The 25,718-nt window shown below is 66.9% G+C and carries 32 protein-coding genes; 17 read left to right on the top strand and 15 right to left on the bottom strand.

Going from position 1 to position 25,718, the window contains the following annotated elements; translation table 11 throughout:
- Positions 1–35: 35 nt before the first annotated feature.
- Both G6N43_RS01665 and G6N43_RS01660 read left to right on the top strand, forming a co-directional pair.
- A complete protein-coding gene (locus G6N43_RS01665) occupies positions 36–1,367 on the top strand; it encodes an MFS transporter (protein WP_083151840.1) in 1,332 nt (443 codons plus the stop codon).
- Between the two features lie 97 nt (positions 1,368–1,464).
- A complete protein-coding gene (locus G6N43_RS01660; RefSeq protein ID WP_234810093.1) occupies positions 1,465–2,016 on the top strand; it encodes a TetR/AcrR family transcriptional regulator in 552 nt (183 codons plus the stop codon).
- 23 nt (positions 2,017–2,039) lie between these two features.
- On the opposite strand, the gene G6N43_RS01655 is transcribed toward G6N43_RS01660, so the two are convergent.
- Positions 2,040–2,318, bottom strand: coding sequence for a hypothetical protein (locus G6N43_RS01655; protein WP_083151846.1), 279 nt, complete (start codon positions 2,316–2,318; stop codon positions 2,040–2,042).
- A 170-nt stretch (positions 2,319–2,488) separates the two neighbouring features.
- Here G6N43_RS01655 and G6N43_RS01650 point away from each other — a divergent pair, with 170 nt between their 5' ends.
- Complete coding sequence (locus tag G6N43_RS01650; RefSeq protein ID WP_083151848.1) at positions 2,489–2,770, top strand: hypothetical protein; 282 nt, start codon at positions 2,489–2,491, stop codon at positions 2,768–2,770.
- On the opposite strand, the gene G6N43_RS01645 is transcribed toward G6N43_RS01650, so the two are convergent.
- Complete coding sequence (locus G6N43_RS01645; protein WP_083151850.1) at positions 2,767–3,111, bottom strand: aminopeptidase; 345 nt, start codon at positions 3,109–3,111, stop codon at positions 2,767–2,769. The two genes, G6N43_RS01650 and G6N43_RS01645, sit on opposite strands and share 4 nt — an antisense overlap.
- 118 nt (positions 3,112–3,229) lie before the next feature.
- Here G6N43_RS01645 and G6N43_RS01640 point away from each other — a divergent pair, with 118 nt between their 5' ends.
- Positions 3,230–4,159: a DMT family transporter gene (locus tag G6N43_RS01640; RefSeq protein WP_083151853.1), complete on the top strand. Its 930-nt coding sequence runs from the start codon at positions 3,230–3,232 to the stop codon at positions 4,157–4,159.
- 4 nt (positions 4,160–4,163) lie between these two features.
- On the opposite strand, the gene G6N43_RS01635 is transcribed toward G6N43_RS01640, so the two are convergent.
- The 5 genes from G6N43_RS01635 to G6N43_RS01615 are packed head-to-tail and all read right to left on the bottom strand — an operon-like array spanning position 4,164 to position 8,682.
- Positions 4,164–6,365 carry a SpoIIE family protein phosphatase gene (locus tag G6N43_RS01635; RefSeq protein ID WP_083151855.1) on the bottom strand — a complete coding sequence of 734 codons (2,202 nt, stop codon included), beginning with the start codon at positions 6,363–6,365 and terminating at the stop codon, positions 4,164–4,166.
- On the bottom strand, positions 6,362–6,985 hold the full coding sequence (locus G6N43_RS01630) for a SpoIIE family protein phosphatase (RefSeq protein WP_083151858.1): 624 nt from the start codon (positions 6,983–6,985) through the stop codon (positions 6,362–6,364). Before G6N43_RS01630 ends, G6N43_RS01635 begins: the two co-directional genes overlap by 4 nt.
- Positions 6,978–7,388, bottom strand: coding sequence for an anti-sigma regulatory factor (locus G6N43_RS01625; RefSeq protein ID WP_083152030.1), 411 nt, complete (start codon positions 7,386–7,388; stop codon positions 6,978–6,980). The genes G6N43_RS01630 and G6N43_RS01625 overlap by 8 nt, the downstream gene beginning before the upstream one ends.
- On the bottom strand, positions 7,378–7,767 hold the full coding sequence (locus G6N43_RS01620; protein ID WP_083151861.1) for an STAS domain-containing protein: 390 nt from the start codon (positions 7,765–7,767) through the stop codon (positions 7,378–7,380). Before G6N43_RS01620 ends, G6N43_RS01625 begins: the two co-directional genes overlap by 11 nt.
- A 15-nt stretch (positions 7,768–7,782) precedes the next feature.
- A complete protein-coding gene (locus tag G6N43_RS01615) occupies positions 7,783–8,682 on the bottom strand; it encodes an STAS domain-containing protein (RefSeq protein ID WP_083151863.1) in 900 nt (299 codons plus the stop codon).
- 144 nt (positions 8,683–8,826) lie between these two features.
- On the opposite strand from G6N43_RS01615, the gene G6N43_RS01610 reads away from it, so the two are divergent.
- From G6N43_RS01610 to G6N43_RS01590, 5 genes are all read left to right on the top strand, one after another.
- On the top strand, positions 8,827–9,183 hold the full coding sequence (locus tag G6N43_RS01610) for an STAS domain-containing protein (RefSeq protein WP_083151866.1): 357 nt from the start codon (positions 8,827–8,829) through the stop codon (positions 9,181–9,183).
- Between the two features lie 107 nt (positions 9,184–9,290).
- Positions 9,291–9,560: a hypothetical protein gene (locus G6N43_RS01605; RefSeq protein ID WP_083151869.1), complete on the top strand. Its 270-nt coding sequence runs from the start codon at positions 9,291–9,293 to the stop codon at positions 9,558–9,560.
- Between the two features lie 83 nt (positions 9,561–9,643).
- A complete protein-coding gene (locus G6N43_RS01600) occupies positions 9,644–11,206 on the top strand; it encodes a S53 family peptidase (RefSeq protein ID WP_083152033.1) in 1,563 nt (520 codons plus the stop codon).
- Positions 11,203–12,405 carry a zinc ribbon domain-containing protein gene (locus G6N43_RS01595; RefSeq protein WP_083151872.1) on the top strand — a complete coding sequence of 401 codons (1,203 nt, stop codon included), beginning with the start codon at positions 11,203–11,205 and terminating at the stop codon, positions 12,403–12,405. The genes G6N43_RS01600 and G6N43_RS01595 overlap by 4 nt, the downstream gene beginning before the upstream one ends.
- Positions 12,402–13,130: a hypothetical protein gene (locus G6N43_RS01590; RefSeq protein WP_083151875.1), complete on the top strand. Its 729-nt coding sequence runs from the start codon at positions 12,402–12,404 to the stop codon at positions 13,128–13,130. The genes G6N43_RS01595 and G6N43_RS01590 overlap by 4 nt, the downstream gene beginning before the upstream one ends.
- On the opposite strand, the gene G6N43_RS01585 is transcribed toward G6N43_RS01590, so the two are convergent.
- On the bottom strand, positions 13,127–13,339 hold the full coding sequence (locus G6N43_RS01585) for a hypothetical protein (RefSeq protein WP_133056554.1): 213 nt from the start codon (positions 13,337–13,339) through the stop codon (positions 13,127–13,129). The genes G6N43_RS01590 and G6N43_RS01585 overlap by 4 nt on opposite strands.
- Before the next feature lie 38 nt (positions 13,340–13,377).
- A complete protein-coding gene (locus G6N43_RS01580) occupies positions 13,378–14,007 on the bottom strand; it encodes a sigma-70 family RNA polymerase sigma factor (protein ID WP_083151877.1) in 630 nt (209 codons plus the stop codon).
- A 91-nt stretch (positions 14,008–14,098) separates the two neighbouring features.
- Between G6N43_RS01580 and G6N43_RS01575 the strand changes: the two genes are divergently transcribed.
- Positions 14,099–14,701, top strand: a complete 603-nt coding sequence (locus G6N43_RS01575; protein ID WP_234810094.1) for a YdcF family protein — start codon at positions 14,099–14,101, stop codon at positions 14,699–14,701.
- A gap of 4 nt (positions 14,702–14,705) precedes the next feature.
- Here the strand turns inward: G6N43_RS01575 and G6N43_RS01570 are convergent, their stop codons facing one another.
- The 3 genes from G6N43_RS01570 to G6N43_RS01560 form a co-directional block, all read right to left on the bottom strand.
- A complete protein-coding gene (locus G6N43_RS01570; RefSeq protein ID WP_083151880.1) occupies positions 14,706–16,865 on the bottom strand; it encodes an elongation factor G-like protein EF-G2 in 2,160 nt (719 codons plus the stop codon).
- A 147-nt stretch (positions 16,866–17,012) separates the two neighbouring features.
- Positions 17,013–17,432, bottom strand: coding sequence for a TIGR03668 family PPOX class F420-dependent oxidoreductase (locus G6N43_RS01565; RefSeq protein ID WP_083151883.1), 420 nt, complete (start codon positions 17,430–17,432; stop codon positions 17,013–17,015).
- Positions 17,433–17,442: 10 nt separating this feature from the next.
- Positions 17,443–17,901 (bottom strand): MarR family winged helix-turn-helix transcriptional regulator, encoded by a 459-nt coding sequence (locus G6N43_RS01560; protein WP_197745400.1) that lies wholly within the window; start codon positions 17,899–17,901, stop codon positions 17,443–17,445.
- Between the two features lie 83 nt (positions 17,902–17,984).
- Between G6N43_RS01560 and G6N43_RS01555 the strand changes: the two genes are divergently transcribed.
- From G6N43_RS01555 to G6N43_RS01545, 3 genes are all read left to right on the top strand, one after another.
- Positions 17,985–18,632 carry an FMN-dependent NADH-azoreductase gene (locus tag G6N43_RS01555; RefSeq protein ID WP_083152042.1) on the top strand — a complete coding sequence of 216 codons (648 nt, stop codon included), beginning with the start codon at positions 17,985–17,987 and terminating at the stop codon, positions 18,630–18,632.
- Positions 18,633–18,706: 74 nt separating this feature from the next.
- Positions 18,707–19,312: a TetR/AcrR family transcriptional regulator gene (locus G6N43_RS01550; protein WP_234810095.1), complete on the top strand. Its 606-nt coding sequence runs from the start codon at positions 18,707–18,709 to the stop codon at positions 19,310–19,312.
- Between the two features lie 107 nt (positions 19,313–19,419).
- Positions 19,420–19,677 carry a hypothetical protein gene (locus tag G6N43_RS01545; protein WP_083151889.1) on the top strand — a complete coding sequence of 86 codons (258 nt, stop codon included), beginning with the start codon at positions 19,420–19,422 and terminating at the stop codon, positions 19,675–19,677.
- Between the two features lie 50 nt (positions 19,678–19,727).
- Here G6N43_RS01545 and G6N43_RS01540 read toward each other — a convergent pair whose 3' ends face one another.
- Positions 19,728–20,318, bottom strand: a complete 591-nt coding sequence (locus G6N43_RS01540) for a hypothetical protein (protein WP_234810096.1) — start codon at positions 20,316–20,318, stop codon at positions 19,728–19,730.
- A gap of 182 nt (positions 20,319–20,500) precedes the next feature.
- Between G6N43_RS01540 and G6N43_RS01535 the strand changes: the two genes are divergently transcribed.
- From G6N43_RS01535 to G6N43_RS01520, 4 genes are read left to right on the top strand one after another with little or no spacing between them, the layout of a single operon-like run.
- On the top strand, positions 20,501–21,631 hold the full coding sequence (locus G6N43_RS01535; protein ID WP_083151895.1) for an ABC transporter substrate-binding protein: 1,131 nt from the start codon (positions 20,501–20,503) through the stop codon (positions 21,629–21,631).
- Position 21,632: 1 nt separating this feature from the next.
- Complete coding sequence (locus G6N43_RS01530; RefSeq protein ID WP_083151898.1) at positions 21,633–22,496, top strand: ABC transporter permease; 864 nt, start codon at positions 21,633–21,635, stop codon at positions 22,494–22,496.
- A complete protein-coding gene (locus G6N43_RS01525) occupies positions 22,493–23,266 on the top strand; it encodes an ABC transporter permease (RefSeq protein WP_083151901.1) in 774 nt (257 codons plus the stop codon). Before G6N43_RS01530 ends, G6N43_RS01525 begins: the two co-directional genes overlap by 4 nt.
- Positions 23,263–24,312, top strand: a complete 1,050-nt coding sequence (locus tag G6N43_RS01520) for an ABC transporter ATP-binding protein (RefSeq protein ID WP_083151904.1) — start codon at positions 23,263–23,265, stop codon at positions 24,310–24,312. The genes G6N43_RS01525 and G6N43_RS01520 overlap by 4 nt, the downstream gene beginning before the upstream one ends.
- 7 nt (positions 24,313–24,319) lie before the next feature.
- On the opposite strand, the gene pyrE is transcribed toward G6N43_RS01520, so the two are convergent.
- Positions 24,320–24,898, bottom strand: a complete 579-nt coding sequence (gene pyrE, locus G6N43_RS01515) for an orotate phosphoribosyltransferase (RefSeq protein ID WP_083151907.1) — start codon at positions 24,896–24,898, stop codon at positions 24,320–24,322.
- A 14-nt stretch (positions 24,899–24,912) separates the two neighbouring features.
- Positions 24,913–25,713: a HugZ family pyridoxamine 5'-phosphate oxidase gene (locus G6N43_RS01510; protein WP_083151910.1), complete on the bottom strand. Its 801-nt coding sequence runs from the start codon at positions 25,711–25,713 to the stop codon at positions 24,913–24,915.
- Between the last annotated feature and the right edge of the window lie 5 nt (positions 25,714–25,718).

Raw genomic sequence — 25,718 nt, 5'->3', positions numbered from 1 at the left:
AGGTAAGCAGGACGCTTAGATTCGGGAGAGCCGTCATGTCGTCAGACCGGAGCGAGCACAGCGACGGGAAGAATGATGTGCGCAAAGCGGTCACCGGTGCGTCGATCGGTAACGCCGTCGAGTGGTTCGACTTCGCCATCTATGGATTCCTCGCTACCTTCATCGCCGCGAACTTCTTTCCGGCGGGCGACCAAACCGCGGCGCTGCTGAAGACCTTTGCGATCTTTGCCGCCGCGTTCTTCATGCGTCCGCTCGGGGGATTCGTATTCGGTCCGCTTGGCGACCGCATCGGCAGGCAACGCGTGCTCGCCGTGGTGATCCTGCTGATGTCCGGTGCGACGGTGTGCATCGGCTTGCTTCCGACGTATGCCGCCGTCGGCATCGCGGCTCCGCTGCTGCTGTTCTTCCTGCGCTGCCTGCAGGGCTTCTCGGCAGGCGGCGAGTACGGCGGCGGGGCCGTCTACCTCGCGGAGTTCGCGTCCCAGCAGCGCCGCGGCCTGACCATCACCTTCATGGCGTGGTCGGGCGTCGTCGGCTTCCTGCTCGGATCCGTGACCGTGACGCTGCTGCAGGCGCTGCTGCCCACCGAGGCGATGAACAGTTACGGCTGGCGGATCCCGTTCCTGATCGCAGGCCCGCTCGGCCTGATCGGCCTCTACATCCGACTGCGCCTGGACGACACCCCGCAGTTCGCCGAACTCAGCAAGACCGAACAGGTGGCGAAGTCCCCACTGCGCGAGGCGCTGACCACCTCATGGCGGCCGATCCTGCAGGTGATCGGGCTGTTCATCGTGTTCAACGTCGGCTACTACGTCGTGTTCACGTTCCTGCAGACGTACCTCATCGTGACGCTGAAGTTCTCCAAGACCGAGGCGTTCACGTCCATGACGCTGGCGACGTCCGTGGCGCTGGTGCTGATACTCCCGCTGGCCGCGCTGTCCGACCGCATCGGGCGCAAACCGATGTTGATTGCGGGTTCGGTGGCGTTCGCGGTCCTTGCCTATCCGTTGTTCCTGCTGCTGAACTCCGGCTCGCTGGCTGCGGCGATCGCCGCGCACTGCGCCCTGGCAGCGATCGAGTCGATCTATATCTCGAGCGCGGTTTCGGCGGGCGTCGAACTGTTCGCCACGACCGTGCGCTACAGCGGGTTCTCCATCGGGTACAACGTCTGCGTCGCCGGATTCGGCGGCACAACACCGTACGTCGTCACCTGGCTCACCGCTCAGACCGGCAATAACACCGCGCCCGCGGTCTATCTGATCGTGGCGGCGGTCATCTCGCTGGGCGCGTGTCTGACCCTGCGCGAGACGGCGACGAGGCCGCTTCCGCAGACCAGTAACCGGCGCGAGCCGACAGGGATACAGTGAGTATGTGCCGCCACAATCCAAGCAGCAATCGCGGCCTCGGCTGACTTCGCGAGGCGCTGCGACACGGCACCGGATCGTCCTTGCAGCAGCCGAACTGATGCACGTGCAAGGTGTCGCGGCGACGACGATCGACGACGTCCTGGCGGCGAGTTCGACAAGCAAATCCCAGTTCTACCAACACTTTGAGGACAAGGCCGAGCTGGTCTACGAGGTCATCACGCTGCGCGCGGACGAGGTGTTGTCGTGGCAGCGCCTACGTCTGGAAAAGGTGGATTCGTTCCGCGGGCTGCGCCAGTGGCGAGACGCCGTCGTGCAGCGGTGCGCGCTGCGGCGTGGGCTGTGGGGATGCGAACTCGGTTCTCTCGCTGCGGAATTGTCCGATTCCGACGACAAGGCCAGGACATCGCTATCCGAGCACTTCACCGAGTGGCGGACATTGCTCGAGGCGGCATTGAACCGGATGCGTGACATCGGTGCGCTGCGTGTGGATGCCGATACCCGCGCTCTCGCAACGGGATTGCTCGCCGCGGTGGAGGGTGGCTACCTACTATCGCAGACCGGACGTGACCCGCGGCTCATGCAAGCGGCGCTGGACATGGCGATAGGCCATGTGGCGTCGTTCGCGACCGCCGCCGAATCCGTGTACTGACGGCGGCCAGCGAACGTCGACTACTAGCCGGTGTTCTCGCGGTTGCCGGGCACGGCGGTCGGCGCGGGCGGCGCGATGACCGTCGGCGAGAACGGATTGGGGCCGGTGGGATTGATGCGGGGCGCCTTCTCCGTCGGCTCTACCGGCGGTGCCTCCGACGTCGTGGTCGTCGTCGTCGTGGTGGTCGTGGTCTCGGGCGCCTTCTCTTCTTCCTTGGAGCACGACGCGGTGAGTACGACCATCGCGGTGATGGCGGTGCCGCCGGCGATAGCCGCCACGCGACGACCCAGAACTGAGCTCATGTGAAGTCCTATCTGTGTGGAAACTGAACTATATCGTCCAAAACAGCAGACCGTCAACCATCCATCCCAGGTCAGCGCCTATAAAGGCCGGCTAACTGATACCTTGCAGTCCAATGCTCGGGTCACAGCAGTAAGGACGGACAGCGCGCTACCCCGGTTACTGTAAGTGCATGAAGCTTCGGGTGCTGCCCTACGTCACCGTCGAGGTCGACGACCTGCTGCGACGTCGGCTGCAGGCGAAGGGGGAGCGGCTGCGCACGAATGTGCGCGCGTACCTGATGAGCGCGGCCGATGAGGTCGACACGGCCAGCGACAAGGTCCGGCGGGCGGTACTCCGGGTCGACTCCATGGTCGCAGGGGTCAACGACCGGATCGCGCCCACGGAACAGTCGACGGAGCGGCCGGCCCCGGATCGACGCCTGCACCTGGTGCCCGGCCGCGAAACCGGCTAGACAGTCCTGGGACTACCAGTTCGCCCGCCGACCAGGAACGCGCCGCCAACCACCAGGAGCCCGACGATCGCCACCGGGATGGACCACGTGCGCCGCTCCGACACCGCCGAATCACACTGCGCGACGTAATCCGTGTGGGGGATCACCTCGTTGAGGATCGGCAGATTGACCGGATTGTTGTTGTCCGCCGCGCGTGCTGCTGAATCATCTGCGGCGATAGCGTTTCCGCAGCCGATGTTCTGGCCTTCTGGACCGGCCACCGACACGGGCATGAGCAGACCAATGACGCCGACGACCAACACGACCGCACCCGCCGCCAAAACCAACCATCGCAAATTCATGTCCGGTTTAATGCCCACTCGGCCGCGGATCAAACATCGATTCGGCAAAGCGGTGGGGGGCACCATATGTTGGTTAGGTCGGGTAGGCCGGCTGTGGTCTGAGAGGAGTTGATCCCCTTTGGTAGGCCATGGTCTGACGGTGCTGTTCGCCCTCCTGGCCGCACTCTTCCTCGCCATCGGCATCGTGGTCCGTCAACGCGCGACCATGGACGTCCCCGAGGAAAAGGGTGTGAGCCCCGTGATGGTGCTCACGCTGTTACGCCGACCCCTGTGGTGGGCCGGTACCGCTGCCGCGGTCGCCGGGTTCGCATTCCAGGCGCTCGCGCTGTCCTACGGTTCCTTGCTGTTGGTCCAACCCATCCTCGTTTCGGCGCTGCTGTTCGCATTGCCGATGAGTGCCCGTCTGGCCCACCGGTCTGTGACCCGCGGCGAGTGGATGTGGGCCATCGTGCTGACGGCCTCGCTGGCGGTGTTCGTGGTGTTGGCAAAGGCCAGTGCCGGCGATTACGAGGCGTCGGTGCCATTGACGGCCATCGTTGCCCTGGTGTGCACCGTCGCTGTCTCGGTGTGCGTGATCGTCGCGATCCGCAACCCCGGCTGGCGACGGGCGGTGTTGCTCGCGGTGGCCGTCGGTGTGTTGTTCGGCGTCGTCGCGATGCTCACCAAACTCGTGGTCCACCTGCTCACCCATGACGGTGTGCGCGCCGTACTCGCCACACCTGCGCCATACCTGCTCGTGCTGATCGGGGTGGTGGCGGTGTTGCTGCAGCAGTCGGCGTTCCACGCGGGTTCGCTGCAGACCTCGGTGCCGACGATGCTGGTGCTCGAACCGCTGATCGCCGTCGTCCTCGGGGCGGTCGTGCTCGGGGAGCACATGACGGTCAACGGCGTCAAAGCCGTGGCGATCACCGTCGCACTTGTCGCGATGGCTGCTGCGACCGTCGCGCTCGGACGCGAGGAGGGCGCACTGGAAGCCGAACTGGAGGCCGCGGTGACGAGGCGGGAACGGCAGGCTGCGCACGAGGAGACCAGGGACCTGCAGGCCTAGCAACCTAGGGCAGCTGGAATCTCATCTCGATGGTCGTGCCGTCGTCGCTGCCCCTGACATCGACCTGATCGGTGACCTTGCGCATCAGCATCAGGCCACGGCCCCTTGTCCCCGGGTCGGCGGGCGGCGTCTTCCACGAGCCCGAATCGACGACGCTGATCTGTACCTGGCCGTCGCGCATCTCGGCCTCGACCCGCATACGCCCCGGCTTGCGTCCCCGGTAGGCGTGTTCGACGCAGTTCGAGCAGGCCTCGTTGACGACCAGGATGATGTCGTCCGCGAGCGGCTCGTCGACGCCGTTGGCATGTAGCCAGTCGGCCAACCGGTGCCGCACGTCGCTCAGCTGTCGCGGCGACGCGTCGTCGTCGATGAGCAACGGGGCCGGCGGGCATCGGTATACCACGATCGCGACATCGTCGTCGTAACCCTCCGCGGGCGCAAGCCGGCTCAGGATCTCGTCGGCCACGGACTCGACGGGCAGCTCGACGGTGTCGGCGACCACCTCGGCGACTCGGGCGATCTGTTCGTCGATGGATTGGTCGCGCCGCTCGACGAGGCCGTCTGTGTACATCAGCAGCGTGGCTCCCGCAGGAAAGGGGCGCACCGCCTGCGGCCGAGGCTCGTCGCGGTGCACCGCGAGCGGCAGCGAGTGGCCGTCTGTCAACAGCTCAGGAGACGCCGACCCGGTGGCCAACACGGGCGGTACATGCCCGGCGCTGCTGTAGCTCAAGGTGTGGGCGTCCAGATCGGCGATAGCGACGAAAACCGTGGCGCAGAACGCATCCGGGATGAACTCGGCCACCGAGTCGAGGTGTTCCAGCACCAGGGCGGGTTCGGCACCCGTGAGCAACAGGGCACGCGTCGACGCGCGCAACTGGCCCATCACCGCAGCGGCGGACAGACCCCGGCCCACGCAGTCGCCGACGATGATGCCGACGCGGTTGTCACCGACGGGGAGGACGTCGTAGAAGTCGCCGCCGATCTCCAGCGGGGGTACGGCGGGCTCGTACCGCACGGCGCAGCCGGCAGGCAGCGTGCTGGCGGGCAGCAGCGACCGTTGCAGCGTCAGCGACGTCTCACGTGCGACCTCGAGCTGGCGGACATGCTGCATCGCCAGGCTGATATGCCCGAACAGTGCCAGCACCAGTTGCCGGTCCTCGGTGCTGACCGCGCGGGGAGCGCGATGCTCGAGACATACGACGACGTCGCGCGCGCCGGACAGCACGGCCACGAATCCCCGCGTCGCACCCTCACTCGGCACCGCCCCGACCGGGGTGACGGTCAGCGGTAGCCAGTCACGGGCATCCTCGAATGTGCGGCGCCAATCTTCGTCGAGGTCAAGCCAATTCGTCACCGTCGGCTCACCGGCCGTGTGGACGGTCGGATCCCCCTCACCCGCCGGCCAGACGACCGCCATCATGCGCCTGGTGTCGAGCCGCGAGCGCGACTGCGCCAGCGCCGTGGACAGCACCTCGTCGACGTTGCGCGCGGCGCTGACGGCGGTGGCCAGCCGGGCCACCGTGCGCTCGCGCTCCACGGCCGCGCGAGCGGAGGTCACATCGCGGATGGTGCCCACGTACGCGTTGCGGTCGACACCCTGCGCCGTGACCGCGTTGATGCTGATCGCCACCCACCGAATCGAGCCGTCGCGGCGCCGGATCGACGTCTCGGTGGTGACCTTCCCGACCTCCCGGAGCGTGGCGAGTCGCTCGGTGGTCCTGGTTTCGTTGGTCGCCCACGGGTACGGCGCCCGGTACGGTAACCCGTCGTTCCCGTAGCCGGTGATGTCGACGAACGCATCGTTGATCTCGATGATCGCCCCGGTGTGATCTGCGACGAAGAAGCCTTCCTGCAGCGAGTTCACCAGCGCATCGCGGAACACGTCGCGGTCGGCGAGATTCTCGGCGCGCGCCCGCTGCTGTTCGTAACGCTTTGTGCCGTCGAGGAATCCGCGGGTCGCCACGTCGAGCGCCGCGAGTGTCTGCAGCAGGAACTGCAACGGGGCGGCCGGATCGTGGGGGGCGCCACGTTGCTGGATCTCTTCGACGAGCCGCGAGTGGTTCTCGATGATTTCGAGCACGCTCATGCGCTCACTCAGTGCGCGGCGGCCCAATTCGTGACCGACCGCGAGGCTGGCCTCGTCCGTGGACTCCAGATACGTGGCCAACGCCTCGGCGTACCGGGCGTAGAAATCGCTGTCGGTCACGGTGCGCCTCGATGACGTGCCGTGAGCACCAGTGCGTCGTCGTTTTCCCGACCGTATCGGTCGACGAGCTCTTCCGCGATGGTCAGTGCGTTAGCCGCGAAATCGATGCTGTCCAGGTGATGTTGGGCGATACCGTCGCTCGAAATGACCAACAGGTCGCCCGGCGTGATCGGCACCTGATGGCTAGGCAGGGTCGGGGGCATCCGGTAGCCGATGATGCCGCCGGCCAGCAGCGCCGAGGAACGCACCTCGACACCTGTCGGGTGCTTGGCGACGACATCGGCCGCCACATTGCCGACGCCGATCCAACTCATGGTGCCGGTGTCGAAGTCCATCCGCGCCAACGTCATTGCCACACCGCGGGTTTCGGTCAGGGCGAGGTGGCAGCGCTCCATCACCGCATCGAGTGGCTCGGACCGGTGCTCGTCGACGACCTCTGCCGCCCGCTGTGCGGCCTTGGCCGCTCCTTCGCCGTGGCCCAGGCCGTCGATCACCCCGAACAGCGCGGCAGCGCCACCCACATCGACCGCAATCGGATGGTCGCCGCAGACATCTTCCCCGGGGTGGGGGCGACGCACCGCGGCCCATTCGATCGGCCCGAACCTGCCGTGCCTAATCATTGTCGGGTATCCATTTCCACATCTCGATGACGGTGCCGCTGCCCAACTGCGACTCCACATGTAGACGATCCATCAGCCTGCGCGCACCTGGCAGGCCGAGTCCGAGTCCGCGCCCGGTCGAGTAGCCGTCGTCGAGTGCGCGGTCCACGTCGGCGATTCCGGGCCCGTCGTCTTCGGCTCGCACCACCAGCGCCCTGCGGCCGTCGCGAAGTTGCACCCCGACACGCACCTCACCCCGACCGGCGTAACTGGTTATGTTGCGGGCGATTTCAGAGATCGCCGTGGCGATCATCGTGACGTCGGTCAGGGAGAAGCCGAGCTGTCTGGCCAGTTCGTGCCCGGCTTGGCGGGCAGTGACGATGTCGTCGGGATTGCTGATGTCGACCACGAAGTCATTCGACACCGTCACGTCCGATCGCCGGCTTCTTGTCCTGAAGCTTCCGATTCAGCAGCGCGAGACCCTCTTCCAGGTCCAGTGCGGTGTGCATGTCGTCGAAGGCCAGACCCAACTGGACCATGGCGAACGCGACTTCGGGCTGCAGACCCACGATCACCGTGTCCGCGCCGCGCAGTCGGGTCATGTGTGCGATGGTGCGAAGCGACCGCGCCGCAAAGGAATCCATCACGTCGATCGCGGTGACATCGACGATGATGCCGTGCGCGCGGTAGCGGCTCACGCGTTCCATCAGGTCGTGCCGCAGCTGTTCGGTGTCGGAGTCGGAGAGCGCGGCCTGCACCGAGGCGATGAGGATCGAGCCCTGCTTGAGTATTGGTACCGCCATGAGTCCCTGAACGTGTTATCCGGGTTGCTCGCCGGTTCGGGTGACCTCGTAGCCGAGCAGTCGTTCGGCCTCCTCGATACCGCCCTGAAGGTCGCCGACGGCGTTCATCTTCGACAGGTCGAGTCCGATGGTCACCAGTGTCAGGGCGATCTCGGAGGACAGCCCGGTGATGATCACGCTGGCGCCCATCAGCCCCGACGCGTCGACGGTCTGCACCAGGTGGTTGGCGACCGTGGAGTCGATGGTGGGCACGCCGGTGATGTCGATGACGACGACCTTCGCGCGGTTGGCCCGGATAGCCCGCAGCAGCTGTTCGGTGACCTGTCGCGCCCGTTGGCTGTCGAGGATGCCGATGATCGGCAGAATGAGCAGCTGCTCACGCACCTGAAGCACGGGTGTCGACAGCTCGCGGATGGCCTCCTGCTGCTGGCGGATGATGCGTTCGCGTTCTTGCACGAAGCCGACGGCCACCGTGTTGGCGATGCGGTTGGCCGCCGGTTCATAGGCGTCGAGTACCCGGTTCAGCAGTTCGAAGTCGGTTTGGTACTTCTCGAACAGGGATCGGGCCAGCACGTCGCGCAGCAGCAGCACGATGCCGACCACCTCGTTGGTTTCCACCCCACGCGGGATGATGCGCTCGGACAGGTCGCGGGCGTAATCCTGCAGCGCCTCCACACTGCCCGTCTCGAGCACCTCGACATAGCTGTCATACACGGTGGTGGCCTCGGAGAAGATCTCCTCTGGCGACATCGCGGTGAGAAGCTCGGCTTCGGTGATCCGGCGGGCCCATTCCTCTCGCAGCGCGGTGCGGTTCTGCCGCAGGTGCTCGACCAGTTGCGGTAACAGTCCCTCGGAGGAGATGGCCGACGTCTGCGCGATTGCGCTGGAGCGGGCCAAGTCTGTCGGTTCGGACATCGCACCTCCCGGATCAAACGTCCCTTTCGACCCTAGCCTGCATGGACAGGGGGTGGTATCGAAGCGAGGATCTACCGTTCGGCGCCAACGGGTTAAGCTCGGCGCACCGCCGTTTTCGGTCGCGGCGCTAACTTAAGGACGGTTGTGCCCCCGAAGGATCCGATCACCACCTCGGTCAGTCACGACGACGGCGTGGCTGTGCTGGCCGTCAGCGGCGAGATAGATCTGGCAACGATCCCGGCCTTCGAGGCGGCCATCGCCGACGCGTTGCAGCAGCGGCCCGAAGCTTTGATCATCGATCTCTCGGCGGTGGACTTCCTCGCTTCGGCGGGCCTGCAGGCGTTGGTGGCCACCCACGAGAACGTCAGCCCGCAGGCGGGCTTCGCGGTCGTCGCGGACGGACCGGCGACCAGCCGGCCGATCGAGTTGACCGGACTGGACCAGATCCTGTCGCTGCATTCGACCGTCGCCGACGCCAAGGCCGCCGTAAAGGGGTCGTGACCGCAGACCTGAATTCAGGCGGCGTCATTTTCCCACTTCAGATACAGTTCGACTGCCAGACTGATCTTGGTAGCAGCTGGCATGGTCGGGACAGTTAGGACTGGAACATGAGGTCAGTTTTGGGTCGGCGCGTGGCGGCTATCGCCGGCGGCACCGCAATCACCGCGATGGTCGTACTCACCGCGTCGTGCTCCAAGGAAGAAGAGAAGGCGCCCGAGACCACGACCACCACGACGACGACCACCACGACGACGTCGGAGGCACCGCCGGTAGAGCCGACGGAGAAGGCGCCGCGCATCGATCCGTCCGGCCCCAATCCGTTCTCGCCGACGGTCTTCGCGCCTCCCGCGCCGACCGCGGTACCGGGCGACAACTAATACCTTCGGACCCGCCCGCACGTACGCTGGCTGGCGTGAGTGCGCGGCAATTCGGCGTGCTGGCGCTGGTCGCCGCGAGCGTGATGGTGCTCGTGTCGGACCTGCGCGCATCGTCGTCGCCGCCGTCCCCGGCGGACGGCGGTGGTATCGGCGACGTCATCGCCGGTCCGTATTCGTATCTGCTTGCCAGTTCGACCGACCTGGGCCCGTCGCACAACGACAGTGCGCAACTGACCGTTGCCCTGCACGGGGCGTCGCGCCCGGCCGGCGTCTTCGACTGGGCGCACAGCAACGGTCTGACGGTGCGGTGGAAACCGGGTGAGCCCTGGGCCGTACTGGAGGGCGCCGCACAGCGGGTGGCCGACGCGTTCGACGTCGAGGTACACGATTACCGCGGAAAGCGCGGGCAGGTGTTCTACGCGTCGCCCCAACAACCCGCGATTCCCGACCCGCTGACACCCGAGGTCGCCGAGGTGGGCCGGATCCTGGGGTACATGCCGCACCACGAGTCGCGGACCCCGATGCTGCCGCTGGATGTGCCCGACAAGGGCCTGATGCCGAGCGCGCTGATGAACACCTACAACGCCTCGGACCTGGCCGCCGAGGGCTACACGGGTAAGGGCAGCACGATCGTGTTCTTCGCGTTCGACGGATTCGACCAATCCGATCTGGACGCCTTCTCCGCGAAATACGGTCTGCCGCAATTCACCCCGGAAGTGGTCGGCGGAGAGCTGGACGAACCGCGCGGTGAGACGACGATGGATCTCGAGGTGGCCCACGCCATCGCACCGGATGCGCGCAAGGTCGTCTTCAGCGCGCAGTCAACGATTGTCAGCGACGGAGCCTTCGAGAAGATCGGCGAGATGTTCGCCGAGGCCGACCGCCGGTATCCCGGTGCGGTCTGGAGCTTCTCGATCGGTTGGGGGTGCGACAAGCTGATCACCGCGGCGGATCTCGCGCCGGTGCGGTCCGCGCTGGCGACGGCGCAGGAGCACGGTACGACGGCGTTCAACGCCAGCGGCGACCTCGCTGGGCTGGAGTGCAAAGGGGGCGACGACTGGTCGTCCCCACCGGGCGACGGCGACATCGGGCTGGATTCGCTGGCGTCACTTCCGGAGATGACCGACGTCGGCGGAACCACACTCTCCACAACGCAGGACGGCAGCTGGCTCGCCGAGCAGGCCTGGTACGACGTCCCGCTGTCGGTGGGCACCGGCGGCGGCGTCTCGAACATCTTCGAACGCCCGGAATGGCAGCGCGGGGTGCTGCCCGACACCGATCCCGACCGCAGGCTCACCCCTGACGTGGCGGCGGTCGCCGACCCGTTCACGGGCGTGCGCATCGTGTTCAAGGGAGCCGACCTGGTAGGCGGCGGGACATCACAGTCGGCGCCGATCTGGGCGGGGCTGGCCGCGGTGATGAACCAGTACCTGCTCGAAAACGGCGGCCGGTTGATCGGCGCCCTCAACCCGCAGCTCTACCGGATCGCGGCGGGCGCGCCGCTGCCGGCGTTCCGCGACGTCACCCTCGGCGGCAACGTCGTCGCCAACGCCGGGCCGGGCTATGACCTCGTGACGGGGCTCGGCACCCCCGATGTCGACAACCTCGTGCAGAATCTGTTGATCCTCCAAGAGGCTTCGCCATGACAACCCCCGACGATTCCGTGCCCACCGCGGAGTGCCGCATCTGCAAGACCGACGTCCCCGCCGGTGAGTACTGCGGACTGTGCGGTTGTCATCTGCAACCGCGCAAAGGGGAAGGCCCCGACTGGTTGCGGCTCCGGGACTTCGGAGCGGCGCCGAACGAACATCTGCTGCAACCGTCGTTGGCCAGCTCACTGTTTCCGCATCTGACCCAACGCTCCCGGACGGCGTTCCGGACCGGGCTGGTCGTGCTGCTGGCCTGCCTGATCGCGTTCACGCTCTTGCGCCTGCCCGCTGCGCTGATCACCGTCTCCGCGCTCGGCCTGCCCGTGCTGTATCTCATCTATCTGCGTGAGTCGGATGCGTTCCGCGACTTCCCCATTCGCACACTGTTGCTCACCATGGCGCTGGGTATCGCACTCGCGGTGGGGTGGGTGATGCTGACCGGCGCATTGGTGGCCCGCCATTACGAGGTCGGTCTGGGTAGTGCGATCTCGGGGATGCGGGTGCTGCGCGATGGGATCGGCATCCCGCTGGGCGGTGTGATCCTGATGCTGATGCCCGCCGTGATCGTGCGGCTGTCGCGACCGCCGTCACGAGAAGCGTTGGACGGCTTCATGATCGGCGTGTTGGGCGCACTGACCTTCACCGCCGCGGCGACTTTGACACGGCTGGCGCCGCAGTTCGGCACCGGCGTGGTCAGCAAACGCCCGATGGAGAGCCTGATGGTCGAAGCGGGCATCAGAGGTGTCGCGGTGCCGTTGATCGCCGCTGCCGCAGGCGGATTGATCGGTGCGGCACTGTGGTTCACCCGGCCGGAGAGCAAGAAGGATCAGCACCCCGGCATGGTCCGGCTGGTGCTCGTCGGGTTGGCGTCGGCGATACTGGCCGTCTATCTGGCCCTGGGCCTGGTCGACGTCGCGCGCTTCCCGCAGGTGCTGATGCTGGTGCTGTATCTGCTGCTGGCGGTCGTGGCGGTGCTTGTGTTGCGGGTCGGACTGCACCTCGCATTGCTGCACGAGGCGCACGACGAGATCCAGTCGGACGAGCCGCTGTTGTGCACGCACTGCGGTCACGTGGTTCCCGACATGGCCTTCTGTCCCGCGTGCGGGGTGGCGACGAGGGCGTCGTCCCGGTCGTCGCGCAGATCACGGCGCGAGGCGCGCCCGGTGCGGGGCGGGGCCGCCCCAGAGGAGCCATGACCGCGCCGCCGACCTTCTTTCCCGGATACGCGGTTCCGGCTGGCACCTATCAGGCCGCGCCGCCGCGGCGCACGTCACGCGTCCGGTTGGTGCTGACATGGTTCGTCGCCATCGCCGTGGTGGCCGGCGCGCTGATCTGGCTGTCGGCGGTCATCCACAAACCTCCCGTGCGCTATATGTGTCCGCCCGACTGCGGCAGGCCACCGACGGGCACGCCGGTGGAGATCAACCCGCGCTTCACCGCCGCGGACGGCAGCTTCTCGGTGTCGTACCCCGCGCCGAGTTCTGCGTACCGCATCACCACCAAACCAAACGGGGTGACCGCCGAGTTCCTGGCCGGCGACGGGGGCACCATGCAGTTCTTCAGCGAGCCCGCGCGCAACCGCTCGGCCGAGGAGATCGCCAAGGAACTGGTCAAGAAGACGTTCCCCGACACCCGCACCGCCTACGAGATTCCGAACGCGATGGTCGGCTACCAACCGGGGTACGGCGAGATCGCCGACTGCTGGCCGCAGGGAGCGAACAGCAGCTATATGCGGATGAGGGTGCTCGTCATGGTCGCGATCAAGAACGACGTCGCCCTCGTCGCATCGGCTGTGGGGCCCTACCACGAATTCGGACCCGATTTCGGGTTCGGCAAGCCATCCGGCGCGAACACTCAAATCGCTTTGGACATGGGCAAATACGTAAACAGCTTCAGTTGGGCGGGTGATCCGCGGCGCTAGTGTGGCGCCGAGGACATGTGTGACGATGCCTTCGCGTGATGCGGTATCGCGCCGTCGAACATGAACTGCCAGACGGCCACCAGCGCGACGACTCCGAGGACCAGCGTCGCCGCCAGGTGTGCGAGCAGCGTGCGTGCTGTGGTGGCGTAGAGGACCGGACGCGGGTGCACAGCGCGGCGGGTTACCCGGCGGTCGAATCGTGTGGTCATCAACAGGTCCCCTCGTCCCTGGTCTTAGGCGGCAGGTGTCAGGCGGCATCGTCCAGCGAGTAGCCCCTGGCCCGTGCGACGTCGGCGAGCAGGCCGCGCAACCGAATCCGGGCGCGGTGCACGCGGGTCATCACGGTGCCGGGTGGGGCACCGGTGATTGCGGCGATCTCGTTGATGCGCAGGCCTTCGACATCGGCGTAATACAGTGCGGTGCGTAGCTTTTCGGGCAGCTGCCGCATCGCCTCCTGGATGTTGTCATCGCCGATCAGGTCGAGCACCTCATCCTCGGCCGAGCGCAACCCGGCGGAGGTGTGCGCGGCCTCGGCCACCAGCTGTCCGTCGGTGAACTCGTCGGTGAGCCACTGGGCCGGGCGCCGTTGCTGTTTGCGGTACGAGCTGATGTGGCTGTTGAGCAATATGCGGTACAGCCAGCCGGCCAGATTCGTGCCGTCGCGGAACCCGTGGAAACCGGCGTACGCCTTCGCCGCCGTCTCCTGCAACAGGTCCTCGGCGTCGGCGTGATCGTGGGTCAGCTTCAGCGCGTGGCGATAGAACTCGTTAATCAGTGGAATCGCGTCCCGCTCGAAGCGGGCGGTGAGCAACGCATCGTTTTCAGGCACGTATGGGACTTTTCCGTTCCGGCCGTGCGATGTCTGCACCGGTGGCATCCATCTCGGGTACCGGCAACCGAGGTATCGACTACCGGCTAGCCCCCATAAATCAGCGTCAGACCAGCATCAGCGCTGGCATCATGATGGCGTGGCCGCGCGCCATCGGTGGGGCCGCCTGGCCCGAGGCACCGTGATTGTCCTGGCGGTACTGCTGGCCATTGTCATCGGCCTGGCCGCCGACATCGTCGCGTTCAGCCGTCAGTCCGACGCCGCTCATGCGGACGCCGCCGTCGTCCTCGGCGCGGCCGTCGCCGACGGTGGGCCGACGCCGGTGTTCGCGGAGCGACTGAGGCACGCCGCCGGGCTGTTCAAAGCCGGACAGGTCGATTGGATCGTCGTGACGGGCGGTGTCGGACACGGCGATTCGGTCGCCGAAGCCGACGCCGGCCGCGACTGGTTGATCAGAGCCGGTGTCCCCGCGGACCGAATCCTCGTCGAGTCACGGTCGCGCACCACGCGGCAGAACCTGCTCTTCACCCAGCCGGTGCTCGCCGAACACGGCCTGGGCCGAGTGCTGATCGTCAGCGATCCGCTGCACATGCGTCGCGCCATGCGGATGGCCGCGGATCTAGGGCTGGACGCGCACCCGTCGCCGACGCGAACCAGCGGCTTCAAAACCCTGGGCACGCAGGTGCCGATGCTGCTGCGCGAGCTGTATTTCAGCCTGCAGTACCACCTGACGCTCCAGTAGTCCGCTATACGAGGGCGCGCACCTTGGCTGCGGCCTGTTCGGGCATCGGCTCGTAGCGGGCGAAGTGCCGGGTGAAGGATCCCGCGCCATGTGCCAGCGAGCGCAGGTCGATCGCGTAGCGGGTCAGTTCCACCTCGGGAATCTCGGCGTGCACGACCGTGCGGTCCTCGCCGACCTTGTCGGTGCCGAGCACGCGGCCACGCCTGCCCGCGAGGTCGCTCATCACCGCTCCGACGAAATCGTCGGGCACGACGACCTGGACGTCGTCGACGGGTTCCAACAGGGTGATCTTGGTCGCCGCCGCCGCCTCGCGTAGCGCCAACCCGCCGGCCATCTGGAACGCGAAGTCGGACGAGTCGACGCTGTGCGCCTTGCCGTCGAACAGTGTCACCCGGATGTTGACCACCGGATAACCCGCGGCGACGCCCTTCTCCATCTGCGCGCGGACGCCCTTCTCGACGCTGGGGATGAAGTTGCGTGGGACCGCGCCGCCGACCACCTTGTCGACGAACTCGAATCCGGCGCCTTCCGGCAGCGGTTCGACCTCGATATCGCACACCGCGAACTGTCCGTGTCCGCCCGACTGCTTGACGTGTCGCCCATGGCCTTTGGCCTTGCCCGCGAACGTCTCTCGCAGTGGCACCCGCAGTTCGACAGCGTCGACGGAAACGCCGTAGCGCCGCGACAGGGCATCGAGCACCACACCGGCGTGGGCCTCACCCATGGTCCACAGCACGATCTGATGCGTCTCGGGATTCTGCTCGATGCGCAGCGTCGGGTCCTCTGCCGCGAGCCGCTGTAGGCCGACCGCGAGCTTGTCCTCGTCGGTCTTGGCGTGCGGTTCCACCGCCATCGGCAGCAGCGGTTCGGGCATCGTCCACGGCTTGAGCACCAGCGGTTGCGACTTGTCGGACAGGGTGTCGCCGGTCTCCGCGCGCGACAACCGGCCGATGGCGCAGATGTCACCCGCCACCACCGACGGCGCCGGCCGCTGTTGCTTGCCGAGCGGGAACGACAGGGTGCCGATGCGCTCGTCCTCGTCATGATCGGCGTGGACCGCCGCGTTGCCGTCGCCGTTGGATCCGAAGAACGACGAGAAGTGGCCGGACACATGGACCGTCGCGTCTGGCGTGATGGTCCCGGAGAACACCCGCACCAGGCTGACACGCCCCACGTACGGGTCCGACGTGGTCTTGACGACCTCGGCGAGCAGCGGTCCGGACGCATCGCACGGCAGGCTCTCCCGGGACTTGCCCTGCTGGGTGAACACCTCGGGGAGTGGGTGTTCGGGAGGTGACGGGAACGCGCTGGTGATGATCTCCAGCAGTTCGAGGGTGCCGACGCCGGTCGTGCTGCACACCGGGATCACCGGGAAGAACGATGCGCGTGCGACGGCCTTCTCGAGGTCGTCGATCAGCACCGACTGGTCGATCTCCTCACCGCCGAGGTAGCGCTCCATCAGCGTCTCGTCCTCGGACTCCTCGATGATTCCCTCGATCAGGCTGCCCCGCATCTCCTCGATCGTGTCCGCGTAGGACGCGTCGGGCTCGTGGGATCCGGTGCGCTTGCCGTTGGCGTACTCGTAGTGGGTCTGGGAGAGCAGGCCGATGAGTCCGGTGCATGGTGAGTCGGCGGGCAGGTACAGCGGCAGCACCTTGTCGCCGAACGCCTGCTGCGCCGCGGCCAACGCGTTCTCGTAGTTTGCGCGGGCGTGGTCGAGCTTGGTGATCAGCACCGCGCGGGGCATGCCGACCTGGCTGCACTCCAGCCATAGCGACTTGGTCGGCTCGTCGACCTCCTCATTGGCCGCGACGACGAACAGTGCGCAGTCGGCGGCGCGCAGCCCGGCCCGGAGTTCGCCGACGAAATCGGCGTAGCCGGGCGTATCGATCAGGTTGACCTTGACCCCGTCGTGTTGAAGCGACGCGAGCGCGAGGCCGACCGAGCGCTGCTGCGCGATCTCCGCCTCGTCGCAATCGCAGACGGTGGTCCCGTCGACGACCGATCCCGGTCTGTTGAGAACTCCGGCGGCGACCAGCAGCGCCTCGACGAGTGTGGTTTTGCCGCCACCCGATGGGCCCACCAGCACCACGTTGCGGATGGCGGCCGGACTGTCCGCGGTGGGGGCGGCTCCGGCCTGGGAAGTTGTCGTCTTGTCAGCCATGACGGTTCCCTCTCCCGGGAAGCGACGGTGCTTCCCATCGGATCTGCTAATCCACAATTCTCCGAACGAACACCGAGCACAAGGGATTCGCACAATCCGCGAAACTTACGGCCGGATCAATGCGCCTGGACGTTTAAGCAGCCGACGTCAGGCCTGCCAGGACGCCCACCGGTCCACCGTGACGGTGACGACCGGTCCGTCGAGCGCAATGCGTTGGTACTGAACGTATTTGCTGCGCAGCAGTGCGTAGCCGGCGGCCATCTCGTCACCGCTGTAGTGGATCTGCGCCACGCCGTCGGCGCGCACCCACCACAGCTGGGTCCAGTCGTCCTCGTAGTGGTCGACGAGCATGCTCACCCGCGGGTTGGCCTCGATGTTGGCCAGCCGCTGCAGCCGTTGGGTGGTCTTACGTTTGGCGTCGACAGCGGTGTATACGACGGGCTGTTCGCGGTTGGTGTTCACCGCGAACACCACGGGCACGACGTGCGGTGCACCATCGGGCCCGACCGTGGCGAGCATCGCGATGCGCGATTGCGCGAACGCGGCCGCGGCGTCGGAGTCGGCCATGAATCCGAGACTAATCCGGCGTCTCGAGGCACTGCTGCGCGGCGGGCAGCGCCTCGGTGCAGCTGCCCCCGCTCGCGCGGGCGAGCAGGAGGTAGAGCTCATGCTGCTCGGCCTCGGTCAGCGGCGCCAGCACGCGCGCTTCCACAACCGACAGCACCTTCTCGACCTCGGCCAGCTTGCGGGTGCCCGCGCGTGTGAGGGCGACCGTGTGCCTGCGCCGGTCTTCGGCTGAGCGCCTGCGCTCGACGAGGCCGTCGGCTTCGAGTTCGTTCAGCAGTGCGACGACGTTCGTCGGGTCGACCCCCAGCATGGCGGGCAGGTCGGACTGATTCTGCTCGCCGTGGTCCCGCAACAGCGTCAGGGCGACGATGTGCCGCGCGCGCAGACCGAACGAATCGAGCTCCGGCTCGGCCTCGAGCTTCATCCGTCGCGCCAGGTGGACCAGCAGCGGGGCGGACAGTTCGGGCACCTGTTCAGCCTACGGGAATACACCAACGACTAGTTTGGTATAGATAGTTTGTACTACGCAAATTATCTATGGGAGAAGAACTGATGGCACACCTGCTCCACATCGACTCTTCGTTTCTGGGTGACCAGTCGGTGAGCCGCCGCCTCACCGCCCGCGCTGTTGAGCGGTGGCGCAACGCTCATCCCGGCGGCACCGTCACCTATCGAGACCTGGCGACCGAACCGATCCCGCATCTCGACGGCGTCACGGGCATGGCGCGGGTGTTGCCCGCCAAGGCGCTCTCGCCGGCCCAGCGGGACTCGATGGCGTTGACGGTCCAGCTGATCGACGAGATCAAGCAGGCCGACACGATCGTGCTGGGTCTGCCGCTCTACAACTTCGGCCCGCCGAGCACAGTAAAGGCATGGGTGGACCACATCGTTGCGCCCGGCCTCTCGTTCGACGTCGAATCCGAGACCGGCCTACTCGGCAACAGCGAGTTCATCGTGCTCGAAAGCCGCGGCGGCGGCTACGGCCCCGGGACGCCCCGCGAGGGTTGGGATCATGCCGAATCATGGCTGCCTCATGCCGTGTCGATGACAGGGCTGTCGCCGCGCTTCATCATCGCCGAGCTGACGATGGCGAACTCCAAACCGGCCATGGCGGAACTCAAACCCCTTGCGGCGGAGAGCCTCAGCCGTGCGCTCGCGGCCATCGACGCGCTCTGGGCCGCGGACGAGAACGCTGCCTGAACACCTGGTTGGTATGCGCTGAGAAAAGTACGTTCGTGCGTGTGACGGCCCGCGGGTGGCCGATAGTGATACGCGTGAGTCCGAGCACGGCCGCGGGTGCGCAGCGCAGCCCAGGGCGTCCGCGCAGCGAGCAGTCGCGCGTCGCGGTGCTGCGCGCCACCTCCCAGCTGTTGCAGGAGGTGGGCCTGCGTGCGATGACGACCGAGCAGATCTCGCACCGTAGCGGCGCCAGCAAGGCGACCATCTACAAGTGGTGGCCCAACAAATACGCGGTCGCCGGCGAAGCATTCCTGACCGAGATGATGGCGGAGGCGCCCGATCCGAACACCGGCTCGGCGGCCGAGGATTTCCGCCGGGTGATCCGTGGTCTCGCGCACTTCTATACCGGCGCTAGCGGCCGGGTCTTCGCGCAACTGGTCGGCGAGGCGCAAAGTGATTCGCAGCTCAAGAAGGAGCTGTACCAGCACCTGGCCGAGCCGCGTCGAACGCTGATGAAGACGATCTGGGCGCGCGGAGTGGAACGTGGCGAATTGCGCCCCGACCTCGACCAGGACGCCGCGCTCGACCAGCTGATCGGCCCGATGCTCTACCGCCTCCTGCTTGGCCATGCCCCGCTCGACGACGCATCGGCCGTTGCCCTCGTGGACGGTGCGATGCGCGGGTTCGCCGTGGATGACTGACCGCTTGTGACACAACGCACCGCCGGGTCGTGGACTGATTCGGCCGGGTCGCCGCGTTCCACTCATTGAAACTGAACGTTCAGTTTCGAAATGTGGAGGAGGATGCAATGAAGAGTCGTTTCATTGCGACGGCGGCTCTGGCCGCTGCTGCGAGTGCAATCGGGCTCGCCCCGATCGCCGCGGCCGCACCGATGGGCCCCCAGACGGTCAACACCGGTGGTGCGACGGTCGTCCAATCGCCGGGTAACGCGCAGGTGACTGTCGCGCCGAGCGACGCCGCACTACAGGCCGGGCAGCTTCAATACCCGTTCTTCGGATACGGGCTACCGGCGCTCGCGTTTCATCACGGCGGCCATGGTCGCTGACCATCGAAGTGCTGAGGCGGGAGGCGAAAGTCTCCCGCCTCTCGCGTATATCAGCGCGGCCGCGGCGCGACGCTGATGGGCGAGCGCGTCACCGGAGTTCGCGTGACCCCGATCTCGGGCTCCTTTGTGGTACGCGTCGACGGAGTCTGCGGCCGCAGGGTCTGCGCCGGAGGCGGCGCGATCGGTTCGGCCGATTCCTCCGGCGGCGGCGGTGGGGGCGGTGGCGGCTCCGACGGCGACGGCGACGGCCGACGGCTGGTCGCGGGTTCGGTGGACGCCGCAGACGTCGGCGCCGTCGAGTCAACCGACGTCGTCTCCTCCTCTGCGCTCACCGGAGCGCGGACGATCAACACAACCGCCGAGACCACCAGCGCCGCCGCGGCGGTGCCCGCAGCGACCCAGGCGATCAGCGCCTGCCTACGCCGATACCACGGCGGCGGGGCGGGTTCGAAGTACCAGGTGCTCGAGTCGAACGCGTCGAAGGCTCCGTTGCGGACCGGCGGTGCCGCGCCGCTATCGTCGGGCGCTTCCGGTTCCAGCAGCGCGCCGTCCCCCAAATCCGTCTCAGCTGTTTGCGCCGGGGCTTCGGGCAGGTCGCCGATCAGGTAGTCGAAGTCCCCCGGGGCTTCGCGTTCGGCCACATCCCGATGTTATCGCTGTTAGCTGCGTGTATGCGCGTTGATCAAAGTCCCGCGAACATGCACCCGCCGGCGGCGCGACCACGGTAGGGTCGAGCGCCGCGTATGCAAACGTTTCCCGCTACGACGCAGAGCCGTCACCATCGCGCCACTGCGCCGCCAATTGCCCATCGGAAGGTTCGGCAATGAAGTCCTCACGTCTTGTGGCGGCCGCGGCCGCGTCGGTCCTGCTGTTCGCCGGCCTCATCGGTTGTGCACCTCCGGAGAAAGACAAGCCCGAAGAGCAGACGCAGTCCGGTGTCAACGCCCGTGAGGCGACCTCAGCGGAGGACTTCGGCGGCCTGTCCGGACTCGAGGAGGCGGCCAAGAAAGAGGGCGAGCTGAATGTCATTGCCCTGCCACCGGATTGGGCCAACTACGGCGCGATCATCAAGGCATTCGAGGACAAGTACGGCATCAAGGTGAATTCGGCGCAGCCCGATGCCGCGAGCCAGGATGAGATCAACGCCGCGAACCAACAGCGGGGCCGCAGCTCCGCGCCAGACGTCTTCGACCTCGGTCAGTCGGTCGCGCTCGCCAACACCGCGATGTTCGCGCCCTACAAGGTGGCGGTGTGGGACGACATCCCGGCGGCGTACAAGGACTCGAACGGCGCCTGGGTCAACGACTACGGCGGCTACATGTCGATCGGCTTCGACTCCGCCAAGGTGCCACCCGTCACCTCGGTCGACGATCTGCTCAAGCCCGAGTACAAGGGCAAGGTGGCGCTCAACGGCGATCCGACCCAGGCCGGTGCGGCGTTCTCCGGAGTGTTGATGGTCGCGCTGTCGCAGGGCGGGTCCGCCGACGACATCGCGCCGGGGGTGGAGTTCTTCCGCAAGCTCAGCGAGGCGGGCAACTTCCTGCCGGTCGACCCGACCCCGGCGACCATCGAGTCCGGCCAGACCCCGGTGGTCATCGACTGGAACTACCTCAACGCGGCCGAGACCAAGAAGCTGCCGTCGTGGCAGGTGCTGGTTCCGCCGGATCACGCGGTCGCGGGTTATTACTACCAGGCGATCAACAAGGACGCGCCCCATCCGGCCGCCGCGCGGCTGTGGGAGGAGTTCCTGTTCAGCGACGAGGGCCAGAACCTGTACGCCGCGGGCGGTGTGCGCCCGGTGCGCGCCGACAACATGCTGGCCGACGGCAAGCTCGACAAATCCGTCGCGTCCGCGATTCCGGTCATCGACGGTCCGGCCACGGTGCCCAGCCCCGAGCAGACCGAAAAGGCGACCGCGTACCTCGCGGACCACTGGGCCGAAGCGATCGGCTGACGTGCCGGGCGGAACCCTTCGACCCAAACGACTCACAGAAGCTCTGCCGCTGCTGCCGTTCCTCGCTGTCGTCACGGTGTTTCTCGTGATTCCGACGGTGACGGTGATCGTCAACGCGTTCTTCGTCGACGGCGCGTTCTCGCTCGAACGCATCGGCGCGCTCTTCTCGTCCACCGCGCTGTCGGCACTGGGCTCCAGCGTCGTGCTCTCGGCGAGCACCGCGGTCATCGGCGCGGTGCTCGGCGCTGTGCTGGGGTGGCTGATCGTGAGCAGTTCACCGACCTCGATGGTGCGTCGGGCAGTGATCTCGCTGTGCAGCGTGCTGGCCCAGTTCGGCGGTGTGGCACTGGCATTCGCGTTCCTGGCGACCGTGGGCCTCAACGGCGTGCTGACGCTGTGGGTGCAGCAGGCGTTCGGCTGGAACCTGGCCGGCTCGGGCTGGCTCTACAGCCTGACCGGCCTGATCGTCGTATACACATACTTCCAGATCCCTCTGATGGTGATCGTGTTCGTGCCGGCGTTGGAAGGTCTGCGTGCGCAGTGGCGCGAGGCGGCGATCAGCCTCGGCGCATCCCGGTGGCAGTACTTCCGCGAGGTGGCGGTGCCGCTGTTGACGCCTGCGTTCCTCGGGTCGGCACTGTTGTTGTTCGCCAATGCGTTCGCCGCGTACGCGACGGCCGCGGCGTTGGTGAGCCAGGGCAGCCCGATCGTCCCGCTGCTGATCCGGTCGGCTTTGACCAGTGAGGTCGTTCTCGGCCAGTCGGGCTTCGCGTATGCGCTCGCGCTCGAGATGATCGTCATCGTCGCCGTGGTGATGATCGCCTACAACCTGTTGGTTCGTCGCACCGCAAGGTGGTTGCGATGAAACGTGCGGTGCGCGGGGCGCTTTGGGTGATCTTCGGGTTGTTCTTCCTGTTCCCGCTGTACGCGATGGCCGACTTCTCGACCCGCAACCTCATCGCCGGTGGCCGCACGTGGCAGGCGTGGGCCAACCTCGTCACCGACGACGCCCTGTATCAGGCGATCGTCATCTCACTGCTACTCGCCGTGCTCACGGTCGTCGCGATGTTGGTGATACTGGTGCCGACGATGATCTGGGTGCGGCTGCGCGCGCCGTGGGCGAAGGGTGCTGTGGAGTTCTTGTGCCTGCTGCCGTTGACGATTCCGGCGTTGGTGATCGTCGTCGGCCTGCGCAACGTGTATCTCTGGGTGACGTACTTTCTCGGCGAGTCCGCGCTGACGCTGACGTTCGTCTACGTGGTGCTGGTGTTGCCCTTCGCATATCGCGCACTCGACGCGGCCCTGTCGTCCATCGACCTGCAGACCCTCACCGAAGCAGCGCGCTCGCTGGGTGCCGGTTGGACGACGACGATTCTGCGAATCGTGGTGCCCAACATCTGGTCTGGGATTCTCTCTGCGGCGTTCATCTCGATCGCGGTGGTGCTCGGCGAGTACACGATCGCGTCGCTGTCCGGATACGAGACGCTGCAGGTGCAGATCGTGGCGATCGGTAAGACTGACGGCCCCACGTCGGTGGCCGCCTCGTTGGCGGTGTTGTTGTTCGGTTTCGCCCTGCTCCTCGTGCTGTCGCTCGTGACGCGAGGGCGCAGGCGCGTCCAAGGAGTGACTGCATGAACGCGAGCGCCCAAGACACGTCCGTCGACCTGACCGAACTCACCCGCGTCTATGGCGACGTCAAAGCCCTCGATGGCCTCACCCTGCACATCGATGCGGGCGAACTCGTTGCGCTGCTTGGACCGTCGGGTTGCGGGAAGACCACCGCGCTGCGCATTCTCGCGGGTCTGGACGAGGCCACATCGGGCACGGTGTCGGTCGGCGGGCGTGACGTCAGCCGGGTACCCGCCAACAAGCGCGATATGGGCATGGTGTTCCAGGCCTACAGCCTCTTTCCGCATCTGACCGTGCTCGACAACGTCGCATTCGGGCTCAAAATGCGCGGTAAAGCCAAGCGGGAGAGGACTTCTCGGGCCGCTGAGATGCTGGACCTGGTCGGACTGGCGGCGCACAAGGACAAGTACGCCAACGAGCTCTCCGGCGGTCAGCAGCAGCGGGTCGCGCTGGCGCGCGCGCTGGCCATCCAGCCGCGGGTGCTGCTGCTCGACGAGCCGCTCTCGGCGTTGGACGCGAAGGTGCGCGCACAACTGCGCGACGAGATCCGCCGCGTACAACTCGAAGTCGGCATCACGACGCTGTTCGTCACCCACGATCAGGAGGAGGCGCTTGCCGTCGCCGACCGGGTCGGTGTGATGAACCAGGGCCGGCTGGAACAGCTGGCGGCGCCCGCAGATCTGTACGCCAACCCGGCGACTCCGTTCGTAGCGGAATTCGTCGGACTGAACAACAAAGTGCCCGTTGAGGTTTCGGGAGGTCGCGCGCAGCTGCTCGGCACTGCGGTGCCGACCCTGCCCGGGTCCATCCCGTCGGGCCGGGGCCTGGCGATGGTGCGCCCCGAGGCCGTCACCGTCACCGCCGACCCCACGGGCACAGCAACGGTCAGCTCGATCGCGTTCCTGGGCCCGATCTCGCGGGTCTACGTCACCATGCCCGACGGTTCGGTGCTCAGCGCACAGCTGTCCGGTTCGGCGGCCAGAGCGTTGGCCCCGGGCGATCGCGTCACCGTCGGTGTGGAGCCGGGCGAGGTCCTGGTGGTCGCCGCCTGAACGAGGGTCAGACGTCCTTGACGGGTTCGATGCCGAGATCGCGGTAGGTGACCAGGGCGGCGAACGGCACGTTGCGCTTCGCGAAGCGCTTGGCGGCCGCATCGCCGCGGTCGACCATCGGGATCACGCCGACGACCTCGGCACCCGCGGCCACCACGCGCTCGAAGGCGATCTCGGTGGAGCCGCCGGTGCTGATCACATCGTCGACCAGCATCACGCGGGTGCCGGGCTGCAAGCGCGTGCCTTCGATCCATTGCTCGCGTCCGCGCTGCTTCTGTTCCTTGCGCACGGAGAACCAGGCCTTGCCGGTCACCATCGCGACTCCGATGGCGATCGAATCGGCGCCCATGGTGAGTCCGCCGACCGCGTCGAACTCGATTCCTTTCGCGGCGGCGAGATCGGCGATCGCGCGGCTGACGATCGTCAGGCGTTCGCCGTTGTCGATGGCGTACTTGCCGTCGATGTAGTCGTGGCTGAGCTGACCGCTGGCCAGCTTGAACGGTTCGGCGCGATGCTCGTAGCCGCGGCCACGGATCAGCTCGAAGGCCTTCTGCCAGGTTTCCGGGCGCTCGTTCGCATCTGCCATACCGCGATGGTATTTCAGCCCTGCCGCGCCCGATGCGCCAGCTCGACCGTGGCCGAACGCAATTGGTCGATCGAGTCGATCGGGGCGGCGTAACCGATCCGGGTGTAGGCGATACCACGGTCGGTCACGACCCGCAGATCCAGTCCGTAGCGGTCGGCGCCGGTGCACGTCGCCGCCGTGGTGTCGGGGTACCCGCCGAGTACCTTGGCCATCGCGGTGAGCGAGTCCGCGTGGTCGGCGTTCAGATGGGCGATCGCCGTCGCCGCATGCGGTGTCACGGGATCCGGCGACGCGGCGGAGTACGCCTCGCCGGTGGTGGACTCCATGCGGCCATAGCCGCCGACCCAGCGCACGCGCTGAACCCGCAGCACCCACAGGGTGAAGTCGCTGTAGTCGATGTAGTACTTGGCGGCCGCGACCGCGTTCAGGTGCGCTTCGCGGGCGGCGGCGAGTTCGTCGCCCGAGGGCGCTTCCACCACGCCGGCGAGGGTGACGCGACCACTGGCCAGCGGATCGGACTCCGAGCTCGGGGCGACGATCGCGATGCTGGCCCTCGGATCGTGTGCGAGGTTCCGACCGTGCTCGGCCAGATTGGACACGCACAGCACCGGTGCGCCGCCGAGCAGACCGTAGGTCACGAACGACGCCCACGGGTCTCCTGCGTCGGTCAGCGTGGCGAGGGTGCCGGTGTTGGTGGAGTGCGCGATCGTGCGGGCTTCCTCCGCCGCCGACGGGCGGGAGGCGTTGGCTATCGGTGACAGTGGGGGAGGGACCGAGGGGGCATCGCCCGGGTCCCCGTGATCGCGGGACGGCACGCTCG

Origin of the sequence: Mycolicibacterium moriokaense, from assembly GCF_010726085.1 — a bacterium.
Classification (GTDB): domain Bacteria; phylum Actinomycetota; class Actinomycetes; order Mycobacteriales; family Mycobacteriaceae; genus Mycobacterium; species Mycobacterium moriokaense.
This window is presented reverse-complemented; position numbering and strand designations above follow the sequence as displayed.